General features: G+C 48.7%; 16 protein-coding genes and 1 pseudogene. 9 read left to right on the top strand and 8 right to left on the bottom strand.

Annotated features, from left to right (window positions below):
- Window positions 1-9 precede the first annotated feature (9 nt).
- The 3 genes from J2X05_RS17480 (at window position 10) to J2X05_RS17470 (ending at window position 2,421) form a co-directional block, all read left to right on the top strand.
- Window positions 10-495: a glutathione peroxidase gene (locus J2X05_RS17480; protein WP_310074936.1), complete on the top strand. Its 486-nt coding sequence runs from the start codon at window positions 10-12 to the stop codon at window positions 493-495.
- Between the two features lie 37 nt (window positions 496-532).
- On the top strand, window positions 533-1,633 hold the full coding sequence (locus J2X05_RS17475; RefSeq protein WP_310074934.1) for an aspartyl protease family protein: 1,101 nt from the start codon (window positions 533-535) through the stop codon (window positions 1,631-1,633).
- A gap of 188 nt (window positions 1,634-1,821) precedes the next feature.
- The gene (locus tag J2X05_RS17470; protein ID WP_310074933.1) at window positions 1,822-2,421 is read left to right on the top strand and encodes a DUF998 domain-containing protein; all 600 of its coding nucleotides are present in this window, start codon (window positions 1,822-1,824) and stop codon (window positions 2,419-2,421) included.
- Window positions 2,422-2,511: 90 nt separating this feature from the next.
- Here J2X05_RS17470 and dinB read toward each other — a convergent pair whose 3' ends face one another.
- Window positions 2,512-3,642, bottom strand: a complete 1,131-nt coding sequence (dinB, locus tag J2X05_RS17465) for a DNA polymerase IV (RefSeq protein ID WP_310074931.1) — start codon at window positions 3,640-3,642, stop codon at window positions 2,512-2,514.
- Between the two features lie 223 nt (window positions 3,643-3,865).
- On the opposite strand from dinB, the gene J2X05_RS17460 reads away from it, so the two are divergent.
- Window positions 3,866-5,419 carry an alpha-N-arabinofuranosidase gene (locus J2X05_RS17460; RefSeq protein WP_310074928.1) on the top strand — a complete coding sequence of 518 codons (1,554 nt, stop codon included), beginning with the start codon at window positions 3,866-3,868 and terminating at the stop codon, window positions 5,417-5,419.
- A gap of 55 nt (window positions 5,420-5,474) precedes the next feature.
- Here the strand turns inward: J2X05_RS17460 and J2X05_RS17455 are convergent, their stop codons facing one another.
- Together J2X05_RS17455 and cysK are read right to left on the bottom strand one after the other, a co-directional pair.
- On the bottom strand, window positions 5,475-6,161 hold the full coding sequence (locus J2X05_RS17455; protein WP_310074926.1) for a P-loop NTPase family protein: 687 nt from the start codon (window positions 6,159-6,161) through the stop codon (window positions 5,475-5,477).
- Between the two features lie 165 nt (window positions 6,162-6,326).
- Window positions 6,327-7,238: a cysteine synthase A gene (cysK, locus tag J2X05_RS17450; protein WP_310074924.1), complete on the bottom strand. Its 912-nt coding sequence runs from the start codon at window positions 7,236-7,238 to the stop codon at window positions 6,327-6,329.
- A gap of 199 nt (window positions 7,239-7,437) precedes the next feature.
- On the opposite strand from cysK, the gene J2X05_RS17445 reads away from it, so the two are divergent.
- Complete coding sequence (locus tag J2X05_RS17445) at window positions 7,438-7,872, top strand: hypothetical protein (RefSeq protein WP_310074922.1); 435 nt, start codon at window positions 7,438-7,440, stop codon at window positions 7,870-7,872.
- Window positions 7,873-7,886: 14 nt separating this feature from the next.
- Window positions 7,887-8,408 carry a hypothetical protein gene (locus J2X05_RS17440; protein WP_310074921.1) on the top strand — a complete coding sequence of 174 codons (522 nt, stop codon included), beginning with the start codon at window positions 7,887-7,889 and terminating at the stop codon, window positions 8,406-8,408.
- A gap of 103 nt (window positions 8,409-8,511) precedes the next feature.
- Here J2X05_RS17440 and J2X05_RS17435 read toward each other — a convergent pair whose 3' ends face one another.
- The 5 genes and pseudogenes from J2X05_RS17435 to J2X05_RS17420 all read right to left on the bottom strand — a co-directional run bounded on the left by J2X05_RS17435 (window position 8,512) and on the right by J2X05_RS17420 (window position 12,722).
- Window positions 8,512-9,519, bottom strand: coding sequence for a choice-of-anchor A family protein (locus J2X05_RS17435; protein ID WP_310074918.1), 1,008 nt, complete (start codon window positions 9,517-9,519; stop codon window positions 8,512-8,514).
- A gap of 158 nt (window positions 9,520-9,677) precedes the next feature.
- A complete protein-coding gene (locus J2X05_RS17430; protein WP_310074916.1) occupies window positions 9,678-10,787 on the bottom strand; it encodes an ABC transporter permease in 1,110 nt (369 codons plus the stop codon).
- A complete protein-coding gene (locus J2X05_RS21230) occupies window positions 10,784-11,113 on the bottom strand; it encodes an ATP-binding protein DrrA1-3 family domain-containing protein (protein WP_445343910.1) in 330 nt (109 codons plus the stop codon). The genes J2X05_RS17430 and J2X05_RS21230 overlap by 4 nt, the downstream gene beginning before the upstream one ends.
- A 51-nt stretch (window positions 11,114-11,164) precedes the next feature.
- Window positions 11,165-11,704, bottom strand: a pseudogene (locus J2X05_RS21225) (ABC transporter ATP-binding protein); the annotation flags it as partial.
- 46 nt (window positions 11,705-11,750) lie between these two features.
- Window positions 11,751-12,722 carry an HlyD family secretion protein gene (locus J2X05_RS17420; RefSeq protein ID WP_310074911.1) on the bottom strand — a complete coding sequence of 324 codons (972 nt, stop codon included), beginning with the start codon at window positions 12,720-12,722 and terminating at the stop codon, window positions 11,751-11,753.
- A 193-nt stretch (window positions 12,723-12,915) separates the two neighbouring features.
- On the opposite strand from J2X05_RS17420, the gene J2X05_RS17415 reads away from it, so the two are divergent.
- From J2X05_RS17415 to J2X05_RS17405, 3 genes are read left to right on the top strand one after another with little or no spacing between them, the layout of a single operon-like run.
- Window positions 12,916-13,329 carry a DUF350 domain-containing protein gene (locus J2X05_RS17415; protein WP_310074909.1) on the top strand — a complete coding sequence of 138 codons (414 nt, stop codon included), beginning with the start codon at window positions 12,916-12,918 and terminating at the stop codon, window positions 13,327-13,329.
- A gap of 27 nt (window positions 13,330-13,356) precedes the next feature.
- The gene (locus J2X05_RS17410) at window positions 13,357-13,941 is read left to right on the top strand and encodes a DUF1190 domain-containing protein (protein ID WP_310074907.1); all 585 of its coding nucleotides are present in this window, start codon (window positions 13,357-13,359) and stop codon (window positions 13,939-13,941) included.
- A 3-nt stretch (window positions 13,942-13,944) separates the two neighbouring features.
- Window positions 13,945-15,117: a glutathionylspermidine synthase family protein gene (locus tag J2X05_RS17405; RefSeq protein ID WP_310074905.1), complete on the top strand. Its 1,173-nt coding sequence runs from the start codon at window positions 13,945-13,947 to the stop codon at window positions 15,115-15,117.
- Window positions 15,118-15,145 lie beyond the last annotated feature (28 nt).

The following is a 15,145-nucleotide window of genomic DNA, read 5'->3' as shown; positions in this document are numbered from 1 at the left end:
AGGTGAACCATGAGCCCTTTCTACAATTTCACAGCTGAATCCCTGAACGGAACGCCCATCAACCTGTCTGACTACGCAGGCAAGTTGGTGCTGGTGGTGAATACCGCCAGCCAATGCGGGTTTACCCCGCAATATGCTGGACTTGAGGCGCTCTATAAGGAATTTAGCGCTCAGGGTTTGGAGATTCTCGGTTTTCCTTGCAACCAATTTGGTGGACAGGAACCTGGCGACGCTGATCAAATTGCCCATACCTGCCAGATTAATTACGGTGTGAGTTTCCCCATGTTCGCCAAAGTGGATGTCAACGGCAACAATGCGCACCCGCTCTTCAAATGGTTAACCAGTGAATTACCCGGTTGGTTAGGTAAATCGATTAAATGGAATTTCACTAAATTTTTAATCGGTCGCGACGGCAAACCCATCAAACGTTTTGCAACTATTACCAAACCGGAAAATATGGCGGATTTTATCCGTAAGCAGCTACAACAGCCCTAATAAGTACAACTATCCTGACTACTACAAAAAATTAACGATGAATAACAAAAAAATTGTTTTTGTCGCCACGCTGGCATTTGCACTGGGTTTTTACGCCAGCGAATATCGTCATGCCAAAAATGATAAAAATGCGCAGCCGATTGTTGCGGCTAATATTGATGAACCTGATTTTTTTGAAAAGCCAGAACCAAGCCCTCCGCACGATCTCAGTCCCACTTCATCTGCATCAACAACTCAGTTTTTACCGACGAAACCCCAGTCGCCACTCGAACGCGCCAATCAGTTAATTGCTAATGGCGCTTACGGCGATGCTGCGCGCCTGCTGAATCAATTACTCGAGTTGGAGCCGCAAAATACCGAGGCGCTGTGGTTGTTGGCGCGTGTGTACGAGCAGCAGGGGCAGCATAAAGAAGCAGTCGGCATTTGGTTCCGCTATATCAATACCGAAGTGGATGCGCAAAAAATTGAAAGTGCGCTCGCGTATTTGGCGAAATATTTAATTCGCCTCACTGAGAATCCCTCTATTTTTGGAGAGAGCTACGAATGGTTAATGGCGCAGATCAATGACCTGATCAAACTCACGCCTGACAATGGCGAGTTGCATTTGCAGCTCGCCAAAATGCATTTAAAAATCGAAGATAAAGAGCAAGCTCAATACCATGCTCTCATGGCTGCCAACCAACCCGAAACCCAGGCGCGCGCTGAAGGTATATTGACAAAACTGGATGAAGGCTCAACTGCGCAAGACGATGGGCCCGCCGAAATTACAGTACCATTGATTCGTTTCGGCGGCCAATTTTTAGTGCCAATAACAGTAGAGGGTGAGCAAGTAAAATTATTGCTGGATACGGGTGCATCTATCAGCGGCCTGACTGCCAGTTTTATCAATCGCCATTACTCATTTGTAAAATCTCCCAAACCCATCCAACTCAACACCGCAAGCGGCACGGTTGAAAGTTATTTATTTGTAGTCGATACCCTCACCATCGAAAGCATTACCTTCAACAAACACATGCTCGCCCGCCTACCGATGGATAATGGCGATCAATTCGATGGCCTGCTGGGCATTGATATTCTCGGCCGGTTTGATTTTGTGATTGATCAGAATAAAGCGGTATTGCGGTTGAAGAAGCGGTAGTGATTACACTGTGCATAGATCAGTTTTTGGAGCGGTAAAATGTCTGACACCAATAGTTCAACAATGGCGACAATAAGGCTTTTGCTGATTGAGGGTGAAGAAAGCGACGAATCGAAATTGAGTATTGACGATATAATTGAGATGGAATTTCCTCTGAGAGAGAATTAATAAATTGGAAAAAATATGTTATGGAATTATTAGTTTTAGCTGGAATTGTTGCACCACTGTGGATGCTAGTGGGCGTAATTATAGTCGCGCGTTTATATCCCGGTTATAACCATCGCCAACAAGTGATGAGTGAGTTGGGCGCACGCAACCGCGCCACTACCAAAATTCACCCATGGATCAATAATTTTCCTATTGGGTTTTGGTTTGTATTGTTTGGTGCGATGCTACTGAATATTGAATCCACTAATAACCTTTTATTTTTAACCGGTATTTTGATGATGGTGCAGGGCGTTTCACATTGGGTAACGGGCTTGTTTCCTTGTGATGAAGATTTGGGTGTTCCCAAACCATCAAAGGGGCAGGTAATACATAACCTTGCGGGTTTGGTGGTGTATTTTTCTTTGCTGGCCACCTGCTTGCTGTGGACGATTAAAATACACAATTTGCCTGCGTGGTTTTCGCTGTATTCCGCAGTTAGTGCGGTAATATCAGTTGTTGCTCTGGTGTTAATGTTGCGTGCGATCAAAACCAATATCAACTTGGGTTTATATCAACGCATTAATTATGGTGTGTTGGCGGTTTGGGTAGTGGTTTTGAGTTTGATGTTGATGAAGAATTAATTTGGATTGCTTTTTTTTATTGTTAATGATTATGAGAGGATAACGGATTGAGCGAGGAATTCACTGGCTGCAGACTCGCCTAAATCTTCACTAAACAATGTTTTGTTTTCTTAATTCATCGCTCAATCCATAAAATGGCTTTTCTGTAAGATACTGATTGGTGTTGTTAAATAGTTCCAGCTGAAAAAACGCATTACTCTCCCGCAAATCAATAAACCTCACGCCTACACCGATCAACCGCACTGGTAAATTTTTCCGCTCATAAGCTTCTGCACACAAACTTTGCAATTCCATTAAAGACACCGCACTGGCACTACGCTCGATGGTTGTGATACTGAAATCTGAAAATTTAAGTTTTACAAAGAGTTTTACCACTTTGTAGTCATCATCGACACGGCGCAAGCGTATCGCCAGTTGTTGGCTTAGTGGTGGTAATTCGTGCAGGCAGTTTTCCAATCTGGGAAGATCCTGTGAGAAGGTATTTTCCACACTGAGAGATTTTCGGCGTCTGTCTACCGTTAATTCGCGCTCATCAATTCCACGGCTCAGTTTATAGAGGCGTGAACCCATTTGGCCGTAGCGCTGCGATAACTCAAAGATTGAAAATTTGTGCAGGTCGCCGCAAGTAAAGATATTGGATTCCGCCAGTTTTGCAGCCATGGCTTTGCCGACGCCATAAATTTTTTTGACGGGTAGTTGCGCAACAAATGCCGGAACTTTCTCCGGTGGGATAACAAATTGCCCGTTGGGTTTATTCCAGTCGCTGGCGACCTTGGCGAGAAATTTATTGGGGGCGATACCGGCGGAGACTGTGATACCGATTTCATCTTTAATACGTTGGCGAATTTCTTGTGCGATTAGGGTGGCGCTACCGCGGTGAGTTTTAGTATCGCTCACATCCAAAAATGCTTCATCGAGCGAGAGTGGCTCAACTAACTCGGTGTATTCGTAAAAAATATCGCGCATTTTTGCCGAAGCTTCGCGATAGGCATCCATGCGCGTGGGCAGGATTAATAAATCCGGGCACAGGCGTTTTGCGGTCCTAGAGGGCATGGCCGAATGTACGCCATAGCGGCGCGCTTCATAGTTGCAGGTAGAGATTACGCCGCGCCGATCACTGCTGCCGCCCACTGCAATCGGGCGATGGACAAGGCTGGGATCATCGCGCATTTCGACCGCTGCGAAGAAACAATCTGCATCACAATGAATAATTTTGCGCATGGGGAATAATGTTTTTGTAAAGATGCTGTATTTAAACACAGTATTTGGTGAGTGGCAGCTGGTTGAAGCAAAGATCACGGATTCCGCTGACATGGCTTGGCAGTAAGAGGAGGTGTCTATGGGTAAAATTAGGTTAACTTGTATGACAATATGATCTGACAAGGGCTATTCTTTCTGTTGTACAGCGTAATTACTACACCATAACAACAAATAGGAGACATCCATGCGAGCTATCAAGCCGCTCATCGCCGCACTTGGCCTGAGCCTCAGTTTTACCGCCTTGGCTGACACTCAGGTCAGTGTCGATACCACCAAGCCCGGTCCGGTCATCAACAAAAACATCTATGGCCAATTTGCCGAGCACTTGGGGCGCGGAATATACGAAGGTATTTGGGTTGGCCCCAAATCCAAAATCCCCAATACCAAAGGCTGGCGCAACGACGTAGTGGGTGCGCTGAAAGATTTGCAGGTACCGCTGGTGCGTTGGCCGGGCGGTTGTTTTGCCGATGAATATCACTGGCGCGAGGGTATTGGCCCGCGCGATAAGCGCCCTGCACGAGTGAACACCAACTGGGGGGGGGTGATAGAAGATAACGCCGTAGGTACCCATGAGTTCTTTGATCTGGTGGAAATGCTCGGCGCTGAAGCTTACGTCAACGGTAATCTTGGAACTGGTACTCCGCAGGAAATGGCAGAGTGGCTGGAGTACATGACCTCGGATAGCAAATCGACCCTGGCTGAACTGCGCCGCAAAAATGGCCGCGATAAACCTTTTCGTGTGCATTATTTTGCGATCGGTAATGAGGCATGGGGCTGCGGCGGCAATATGACCCCCGAGTTCTACACTCATCTCTACAAGCAATACGCCAGCTTCCTCAAAACGCCGAAAGACAACACACCGATTTTGATTGCCAGCGGCGGCCACACTGACGACACCAGTTGGGCAGATCATCTCACTGCCAATGTAAAACCGAATTGGGCGTTGCGAATGGATGCAGTGAGTTTCCACTATTACACACTGCCGAAAGGCGATTGGACAGTAAAAGGCGCCGCACTTAAATTCCCTGAGGCCGAGTGGATGTCCACCATGGTCAACACACTGAAAATGGATCAGTTTATTGTCAACAATAAAAAAGTGATGGATAAAAATGATCCTGAGAAAAAAGTCGGTTTCTATGTGGATGAGTGGGGCACGTGGTACGACGTAACTGGTGATGATGATCCAGGTTTCCTCTATCAACAAAACAGTTTGCGCGATGCGATTGTCGCTGGCTTGAATTTCAATATTTTCCACAAACACGCTGACCGTGTGCACATGAGTATCATCGCGCAGATGGTGAACGTATTGCAGGCAATGATTTTGACGGACAAGGAAAAAATGGTTCTGACTCCGACTTATCATGTATTCAAAATGTACATTCCATTCCAGGGGGCTACATCTTTGCCGCTGGAGCTGAAAAATGTACCGCAATACACGCTGGGCAGTGCTTCAATCCCTGCAGTGAGTGCAACAGCAGCGCGTGCGAAAGATGGCAAAGTGTATATCGCTTTGGTTAACGCCAACCCCAACAAGGCGGAAACCGTTGATATTAATTTGGCGGGTATAACAGTGAATGGTGTGAGCGGCCAGGTGTTAACTGCAGCAGCAATGGATGCACACAATACCTTCGCAGCGCCAGAGACGATTAAGCCAGCAGCTTACTCAGCGAAAGCCAAAAATGGAAAACTGGCGTTGGAGATTCCAGCTAAAGCAGTGGTAGTTGTTGCAGTAGAATAAGTTTTACCGAGACAAAAAAATGGGCGCAATGTGCGCCCATTTTTTTTGGTATTTTTTACTGGGACAATTTATCAAACTGCGCATAATTATTTTTTAGCCACACTCGCACACGCGAGCGTTCGATAATGTTCATTACATCCGTATTGTTCGCTGCCGCCCAAAAGCTGGTGTTGGCAAAATCAATACGCGCCGCGAGTTGCGGTTGTAGTTTTGCCAGTGTTATAAAAATCGCATTGCGGTCTTTTGCTTTTTGGTAAGTAGTTGATTGCTCAAAGTGTTCAAAACACTCTCCGCGGCCTAAGTTATTGACTACCACAATCTTGATAAAATCCTGCGGGTAACGATTGAGCAGCCCATTTAATAAATTCACGGAATCTGCACCGTCATCCATCACATGCCATAAAAAGACTTGGCTGCCCAACTCCTGCAGCAGTGCGAGCGCATCGCTCTCGTCAATCCACTTGCCCAAGCGGGTGGAGGTTTGTGCTGCTAAATCAACAATCAAATCGCTGCCGGGATTTTCCTGCGCGAGAATAATCAGCTGATCGAGGCTATCGTAATCGTCAACAATTAAGGGCGATGCAAACTCGCTGTAAAAGCGTGAAAAAGTCCCGTGAGATTGATCGGAGTCCAAGCCGATAAAAGGTTTTTCTGCGTCGATCAAATACTGCGCCAATAACCGCGCGGTCATAGATTTGCCAACCCCGCCTTTTTCGCCACCGATAAAATGCACATTACTCATTGCTGTTTCCTTGTTGGGAGCTGTAGAGGGATCTTGTGGTGGGACTGTAACACATGCGATGTGACATTTTTTATGCGCCCTAAAAGAGGGCTGGTTTTTGTGGGCTGATAAAAAATAGGGCGCAATGTGTTGCGCCCTCTTGATACTGCTTTTTTGATTTATTACTTAAAACAAATCCTCAATCGATAAATAACGCTCACCGGTATCGTAACTGAAAATAATTACGCGGCTGCCGGGTTTCATCTCGGCTTGTTTCTGCGCGACTGCAGCGAGGGTTGCGCCGGAGGATATGCCGATAAAAATCCCTTCTTTCAACGCGCATTGGCGAGCCATTTCAAACGCGTCGGTTTCGCTCACGAGGATGGTGCCGTCGAGGGCTTCTTTATTTAATACTTGCGGGATAAAACCGGCACCGATTCCCTGGATGCGGTGCAAGCCTTTCTGGCCGCCGCTGATGACGGGGGATTTTTCCGGCTCTACGGCAAAGGTTTTTAAGTGCGGGAATTTTTCTTTCAACACTTCACTACAACCGGTGATATGACCGCCAGTGCCTACGCCGGTGATCATGTAATCAATTCCTTCCGGGAAATCGTTAAGAATTTCCTGCGCAGTGGTGTTGCGGTGAACTTCCACATTTGCAGGGTTGTTGAATTGCTGCGGCATCCAGCTGTTGTCATTTTCGGCCAGTATTTCATTGGCTTTGGCGATGCAGCCGCCCATGCCTAGCTCTTTCGGGGTAAGCACCAATTCAGCGCCCAGGGCCTTAATGTTTTTGCGGCGCTCGACCGACATGGATTCCGGCATGGTGAGAATGAGGCGATAGCCTTTTACCGCGCAAACGAGTGCGAGGCCGATGCCGGTGTTACCGGAAGTGGGTTCAACAATAAGGGTATCTTTGTTGATCAAGCCTTTGGCTTCCGCATCTTCAACCATCGCCAACGCGATGCGGTCTTTGATACTGCTGCCTGGATTGAAGCGCTCGACTTTCATCCAGACTTCGATATCGCTGCGGAATAAATGGTTGATGCGGACGTGTGGCGTGTTGCCAATGGTTTGGAGAATATTATCGAATTTCATAGGTATTCCTTTTTAAGTTAGGCTTGGTTTAGACAAGCTATTTGTCGGGTCGATGTTCTTTCATTAATAGGGTCGAACAATTGAGCGGTTTGGTCAGTAGACAAATATGGCTCAGCTCTGGCGCGTATGTTAGCATTCTGCGGTTGGCGTAAAGGTGCCAACGTCAATCAAATAACATAATTGCACGGAGCTTTAAAAAATGTCGATACGCATTTTATTTACTTTTCTCTTCGTTAGTTTTCTTTCTGGATGTGCTGTTAACAAGATGGATGCGCAGATTTTTCCCGATCAGGATCTCAGCAAGATAAACTCCTTCTATGTCGTTAAGTTGGATGGTGATGATCGTGGTGTGAATGAGCTCATCACTAAAAAATTGTCGGCGATTGGCAAACAAGCCACTACCGGTAATGCCGCTAGTGCCCCTGCTCAGGTTGATGCGTTGGTGACTTATACTGACAAGTGGATGTGGGATATCACCATGTACATGATTGAACTTACCGTTGTTATGCAAGATCCTAAAGATAAGTTCCCCATCGCCAAAGGCTATTCCATGCATACTTCGCTGACTCGATTGTCACCGGAAAAAATGGTGGATGAAGTCATCACTAATATATACAAAAAACAAACTAACTAAGGCGAGGGCAAATAATGTACCGTCTCATCGCATTACTCTGTGCTTCGCTATTATTTACCGGCTGCGCCTCACCAACCAACCCTGTTGCTATGGTACCTGTAGATTACGTACCCGGGAAAATTCAACCCTATTCGGTTAGCGTAAATGTAGCTGGTGGGCAAGACACATCCGCGCTTGGTAAATCCAGTGTGGCTGATGCTGACCTGAAAACAGCAATAGAAGAAACCATCCTGAAAACCAAAGCTTTTAAGCAACTGGTTAAGGTGGGTGGTGCAGATTACGAATTATCCGCCTCTATTTTGACCGTCAACCAACCAACAATGGGTTTCAGTTTTACCGTTAAAACAGACTTGGCCTGGAAGTTGAGAAAAGTGGCTGACGATAACATCGTTTGGCGCAAAGTCATCAACTCTCAACATACCACAGGTGCTGGCGAAGCATTTGCTGGTGTAGAGCGTTTGCGTTTGGCTACTGAAGGTGCAATCAGAAGTAATATCGAGCTTGCACTTAAGGATATTGCTACGCTGGAACTGTGATTTAAAACGGCTTTTGCAGTCAAACAAAAATGCCCAAGCAAGTTGCTTGGGCATTTTTGTTTGTGTGTGGTATGAAACCTAAAGTCTTGGTGATACTAACTGTTTAGCCTTTTTGGCTCTTACTGCGGATGACTACCAATGCCAGCAATCCGCAGAACAACAGCAGTAGAGCAGAGGGTTCAGATACATTACTAACAGGTGTCTTCGGAGGTTCAGGCAGATCCGGCGGTACAAAAAAACCATCCCATAAATTTGCTTGTGCTCCCCAGCCCCCGGTCCAGGATTTTGCAATCACCTGGCCACTCAAATCGCCTTGTAAAAAAGTAAAATCGGCATTGGGGGCGAGGATATTGCCTTTGATACCGCCTTCAAAAGTGATTTTTTCTGCTTCAAAAAAGTTGTACAGGATATTACTGGCCGCCATATTCAATGGATCAAAACCTTCGCGTTTGCCGTAGTTGAGCGAGTCAAATTTAATATTTTTGCCGCTGACATTGATGACCAGCGTATCGTTTTTATCCAGCCCGGTTGCGGTTAGATCGGTCGCTTTTGCCAACTGGTGGCCGGTGATATTGGCAACGTACACATCGTTGTTACTGGTGCCATCCAGAATCAGCCAGTTGTTGTATTTAAATTCCAAGCCGCCGGTATTGGATTGGCCCGCCAGTTCTTTGGATAGCTCAGTAAACTGGTTAAAGGCAGAGTTGAAATCAATCGGGGTAGCTTTTGTGGTACTGCCCAACACAGCATTTTTGCTGGAGCCCTCGGTGAGTTTGCCGCCCAGAATCAGATTGCCTTTGACGTTGCCCCAGGCCCACTGGGTGGTGGTCAGATTGCCACCCACCACTAACACATCAGAATACTTGCCGGGTTCAGTCCAGAATTGTTTGCCGTCGCGCCATGTACCTGGCTCGTAGTTCACACCCACGTCGTATTGGCCGATATTGGCGTTACCGCCAATGGCGATTTTGCCTTGGGAGTCAGCCCCCGGTTGGGTGAAGTTCTCTTTAATAAAGAGGTTGTAGCCAGCCGCTGGGCCCAGATCGATATTAATCGCGCTGGCTTGCGTGGCGGTGACCAAGACTAAAACGGCAGAAACATACTTGAGCATAAGTGCGAACCAGTTCACATAAATCAATGCTGTGCAGTTTAGGTTGATTTATGCTCAATCTCAAGCTGATTGTTATAAAAAATTTCCTGCTTGTTTTTATTTGTTATAAGTAAAAATTGGAAAACTTCCCACCGCATGGATTAATTGGAATAAGCCGGTTAATCCAGTCGCTTTTTGAACCGGCTTGCTGCTGCTATCACCCCAAGCACGGTAAACCCGATCAGCCACCATAAATCTGGCTGCAAATCTTCCAGCGTTGCGCCGCGCAACACAATCGCGCGCACCATGCGAATAAAGTGAGTCGCGGGTAGCGCTTCGGCAATCCACTGCGCTGCTTCAGGCATACCCTCGTAGGGGAACATAAAACCCGAGAGCAGGATTGAAGGGATCAACAAAAACACAGTGAGTTGCATCGCCTGCAATTGGGTTTTGGCGATGGTGGAAACCAGCAGGCCAAGCGTGAGGCTGGCGCTGATAAAGGCGAAGACGCCGAGGACCAGCTGATCCAGCCGGCCATTGATCGGCACATCAAAAATCAGATGGCCGAGGCCGAGAATAATCGACACCTGAATCAGGCCGACAAAAATATAGGGCACGATTTTGCCGATCATAATCTCGCTGGAGCGCACCGGCGTAGTGATCAGCAATTCCAGGTTGCCGCGCTCGCGCTCGCGTACCAGCGCCGCCGAGGTAAACATCACCATGGTCATGGTAAGCACAATAGCCACTAGCCCGGGCACGATATTAATCGCTGAGCGTCGTTCAGGATTAAAGAAGAGCGCGATCTCAAAGGTGTTTTTGCGCGCGCTGGGCTGCGCCTCAAAACCACTGGCAAAGGGCATTTGTTGCAGCGCAAGCAGCGCGTTGCTGACCATGGTATCGGAACCATCGATCAGCCACTGGGCTATCGGGCGTTGGTCTTGCAGCCGTTGGCCAAAATCTTCGGGGATCACCAGTACCGCGTGGACATGGCCGCGCCGAATCGCATCTTCCGCCTGCTTGGGGGTTTGATAGGTTTCGGTAAAACTCACCACTTGCGTGGCTGTGAGGTCGCTCACCAACGCACGGGCAGTCTGGGTATGACTCAAATCCACCACGCCGACGGGCAGGTCGCGCACATTGGTGTTGATGGCAAAACCGAAAAGCAATAGTTGGATTAAGGGCACCATCACAATCATGCCGAAAGTAGGGCGGTCGCGCGTCAGCTGGCGCAACTCTTTAAACACAATTGCACCGATCCGCTGCAGGCTTTGGCTGAGGGCATTCATTGCCGCGCTCCATGGCCATCCACCGCGTTGCTGCCGGTGCAATGGACAAACACGTCTTCCAGACTCGGGCGTACCGTGTGTATCTGGCGATTGGCAACTAATTCGGGGTGCACACTGCGCAACCAGGTTTCCGGATCCTCAATCGCTTCTTTGATCAATACGCGCAGATGCGTTCCCTGTTGCGCGGTAGATACCACTTCCGGCAATTCCCCCAATTGTTGCTTGAGCAAGCGCAGGTTTTCGCCATCGATTTCAACCACCCGGGCGCCCAGCTCGCGCATCAATTGCGCGGGTGCACCATCGGCGCGTTTCACTCCGCTCTCCATAATTGCCAAACCGTGGCAGCGTTCGGCTTCATCCATGTAATGGGTAGAGACCAGAATGGTAGTGCCGCTATCGCAGAGGTCGAACAATTTTTCCCAAAAATCGCGCCGGTTTTCTGGGTCTACGGCGGAGGTGGGTTCGTCGAGGATCAATAATTCCGGTTGATGTAAGGTCGCGGCCGCGAGTGCCAACCGCTGGCGCTGGCCGCCGCTGAGTGCACCGGCGAGACGGGTTCTGCGTTCATCCAGTTGATAGCGGCTGAGCTGGCTGTCGATCAACTGTTTTACGCTGCGGCTTTCAAGGTTGTAGATCTGCGCCATAAAGCGCAGGTTTTCCTGTACGGTTAAATCGTCGTACAGCGAAAACTTTTGCGTCATATAGCCGAGGCGGCGGCGCAGTAATTCCGCTTGTTCGGGAATATCCATTCCCAATACACGCACGCTCCCCGCGCTCGGCGTGAGCAGGCCGGTGATTAAACGCATGCTGGTGGATTTGCCACAGCCGTTGGGGCCGAGGAAGCCGTAAATGGTTTTGTGAGGAATGCGTAAATCCAGCTGGTCTACTGCGACAAAATCGCCAAAGCGACGGGTCATGCCGATGGTTTCTATCGCCCAGTCTTGAGCGCGCGGTTCTTTTAAATCAATCATGGGGCAGTTCAACCTGTACCGGCAAACCGCTCGGCAAATTGGCGGCGGATGCGGGCAGTTGCACTTCGGCTAAATACACAAGGCGGGCGCGATCGGTGGAGTTAAGTGCGAAGTAGGGCGTAAAGGCCGGGTCTTGTGAAACCCAGCGCAGCTTGCCGGTTTGGGGCTGCTCTAGGCCATCAATATGGATCACCAATTCCTGTCCTGCGTTGACTTTCAGGCGATGGGTTTCGGGGACATAAATTCGCGCGTAGGGCGCGTTTTTATCGAGAAGGGTTGCTACCGCTTCACCGATGCTGGTGCGCTCGCCCAAGTGTTTGGGTAGGTGATCCAATCGTGCGTCGCTGGTGGCACGGATGCTCAATTCGCCCAGATTGTATTGCTCCAGCTCCAGTGCAGCTTTGGCGAGCGCAACTTGCGCTTCGGCTTGCTGCAAATCTTCTTCGCGGGTACCGTTGGTAAGTAACAACAGATTCTCGTGGGATTGATCGAGATTGGCTTGCGCCGAATCGCGTTTAGCGCGGGCACTGTCCAACTCGGCGGCACCGGCTAGTTTTTTGCTCACCAATGTTTCAGCGCGGGCAAAGGTTTTTTGCGCTTCAACTAACTGCGCTTCTGCGCCTTTTACTTGCGAGCGCGCAGCGGCTATATCTTCCGTCCGCGCGCCGTTTTGCAATTTGGTGAGATTGGCCTGCGCGCTGGCGAGATTGGCATCGGCCTTGGCGACCAGTGCGTGTTGGCGGCGATCATCCAGCTGCAGCAGTAAATCGCCCGCTTTGACATCGCTGCCTTCGGCAATGGGGAGTTGGGTGATAATTTCGGCGGCGGTCGCTTTGAGCACTATGCGGTCGCGCTCCAGGGTGCCGAGCGCGAGGTGAGCGTTGTTGTCACTGCAGGCTATGAGTTGTGCGGCCAGTGCCAGCAGCAGGCAAAGACGCAAGCTGTAAAACGAAGCTGATTTCATAAATAATCCCTGAGCTATGGATAGCGGAGAGTGTGCCCCCATAGTAATGAGAGTGCCAGATGCCGATTAAACTTTGTTAACCGTTATAGGTGGTTTGGGTGCATCCAGCAAGATAGAGCTGAGTAAGCTTTTGTGTCAGAATCGCGCCAGTTTTCATTTACCATTCGTCAATTTACCAACTGGGGAAATCTCCATGCTTGCAACCACGCTTACATCGCTTAATGGCATTCCACCTTTTCTCGCTTATTTTGCGGTGGCAATTGTATTAGTCCTGATTTTTGTGCGTATTTATACCTGGATGACACCCCATGAGGAGCTGGCATTAATCCGCGCCAATAATTCTGCGGCAGCACTTGCATTTGGTGGTGCGATTATTGGATTCGCATTGCCGCTGTCCAGTGCGATTACACACTCGCAGTCACTGCTTGATTGTGCGGTATGGGGCGCAGTTGCCCTGGTTGTACAGATTCTTACTTTTGTTACGTTGCGCGTAGTACTTAAACAATTATCCGAGCGCATCGACAATGGTGAAATGGCATCCGGTATTTTTGCTGCAACGCTCGCAATTGCCGTGGGTTTAATTAATGCCGCGTGCATGTCCTATTAATTTATCGATAACTGATTGTGGAGTTGAATGATGAAACGCAGTAAAAAAGCCGCATTAGTATTGATGGTACCTGTTGCCACATTGTTGCTTGCCGGTTGTGGCGAAGAGCGCGAACAGGCGATGGTATTTACCGACCCGAGTGAATGTAGCGCCGCCGCATTAAATAGTGCCGCCCAGTGCGAGGCCGATTACGCGGCTGCACAAGCCTTGCATCCGCAAGTTGCGCCAAAATATTTAAACAAAGAAGAATGCGAAGTAGATTTTGGTGCGGGCAATTGCGAAACCGCGCCACAGCAAACGACATCGGGCGGGAGTGTATTTATGCCGATGATGATGGGTTATCTGGCCGGGCAAATGTTGAATCGCGGCGGCAGTAACTTCCAACAGCCCGCTGCTGCCGGTGCAGGAGCTGGAACTAATGTGCCCACGCAGCCGCTGTACAAATCGCGCGATGACCGCGGCACTTTTCGCACGGCAACCAACGCACCCGTCGCCGGTGGTATTGGCCCTATCTCGCTGAAACCCTCGCAAGTAAAACCGCAAGTCGGTCAAGTGGTTCGTCGCGGTGGTTTCGGCCAACAAGCGGCTGCGCGCAATAGTTTTGGTGGTTAATGGATGAAACGTATCAGTGTTGCCGAGCGCGCTAATTGGCGCGCTTACGCCGAAGAAGTTGGCTTTAATTTCCACACCTTCGACGGTGAACCCTATTGGGATGAAACCGCTTACTACCAATTCAGTTTGCAGCAAATTGAAGATGATCTGGAAGCGCCGACCGAAGAATTGCATCAAATGACCATGGATATGGTCGGCGATATTACCCGCAGTGAAGAAATGCTCACGCTGCTCAATATCCCGCGCGATTTCTGGAGTTATATCTGGAACTCCTGGAATAAAGGCGAGCCGCATTTGTATGGCCGTTTTGATTTGGTCTACGACGGCACTGGCCCTGCCAAATTACTCGAATTAAATTACGACACCCCTACCTCGTTATTTGAAACCGGATTTTTCCAGTGGGTGTGGTTGGAAGATCAAATTAAAAACGGTGTATTACCCGAGCGCGCCGATCAATTTAATTCCCTGCACGACAAAATCGAACAAGCCTTTGCACAATTAAATTTACCTCAACCATTTTATTTCACCAGCGTACGCGACAATATCGAAGACCGCGGCACGGTCAATTATTTAATGGATATGGCCGCGCAAGCAGGCGTGAATGTTCGCTATATCGCATTGGAAGATATTGGCGACCTAAATGAACAGTTTGTCGATTTGGATAATCAACCGATAAAAGGTTTATTCAAATTGTATCCTTGGGAATTTATGGTGCAGGAGGATTTTGCACGCACGATTACCGCTGCCAATACCCAAATGATCGAGCCAGCGTGGAAGATGCTGTTGTCCAACAAAGGTATTTTACCGCTGCTCTGGCAACGCTATCCCAATCATCCGAATTTATTGCCCGCATTTTTTGAAACTGCAGCGAGTGAACCACTCGGCGCAGGCTGGGTACGCAAACCCTTGTTTTCGCGCGAGGGCGCCAACGTAGATTTAATTACCGCGAGCGGTGAAAAAATTTCTGCAGCAGGTCCTTATGCTGATGGTAATTATGTCCGTCAGGCATTGCATGCACTACCAAAATATCGCGATGAATATCGCAACGCCGATACTTACGCGATGCTCGGTAGTTGGATCGTAGGTGATAGCGCAGCGGGAATTTGTATCCGTGAAGATGAGTCACTTATCACTAAAGATACTTCGCGGTTTTTGCCGCATATTATTTTGGATTAGATGTTAAGCCAAGATTAATAAATCTGGT

This window comes from Cellvibrio fibrivorans, assembly GCF_031457055.1.
GTDB lineage: Bacteria > Pseudomonadota > Gammaproteobacteria > Pseudomonadales > Cellvibrionaceae > Cellvibrio > Cellvibrio fibrivorans.
This window is presented reverse-complemented; position numbering and strand designations above follow the sequence as displayed.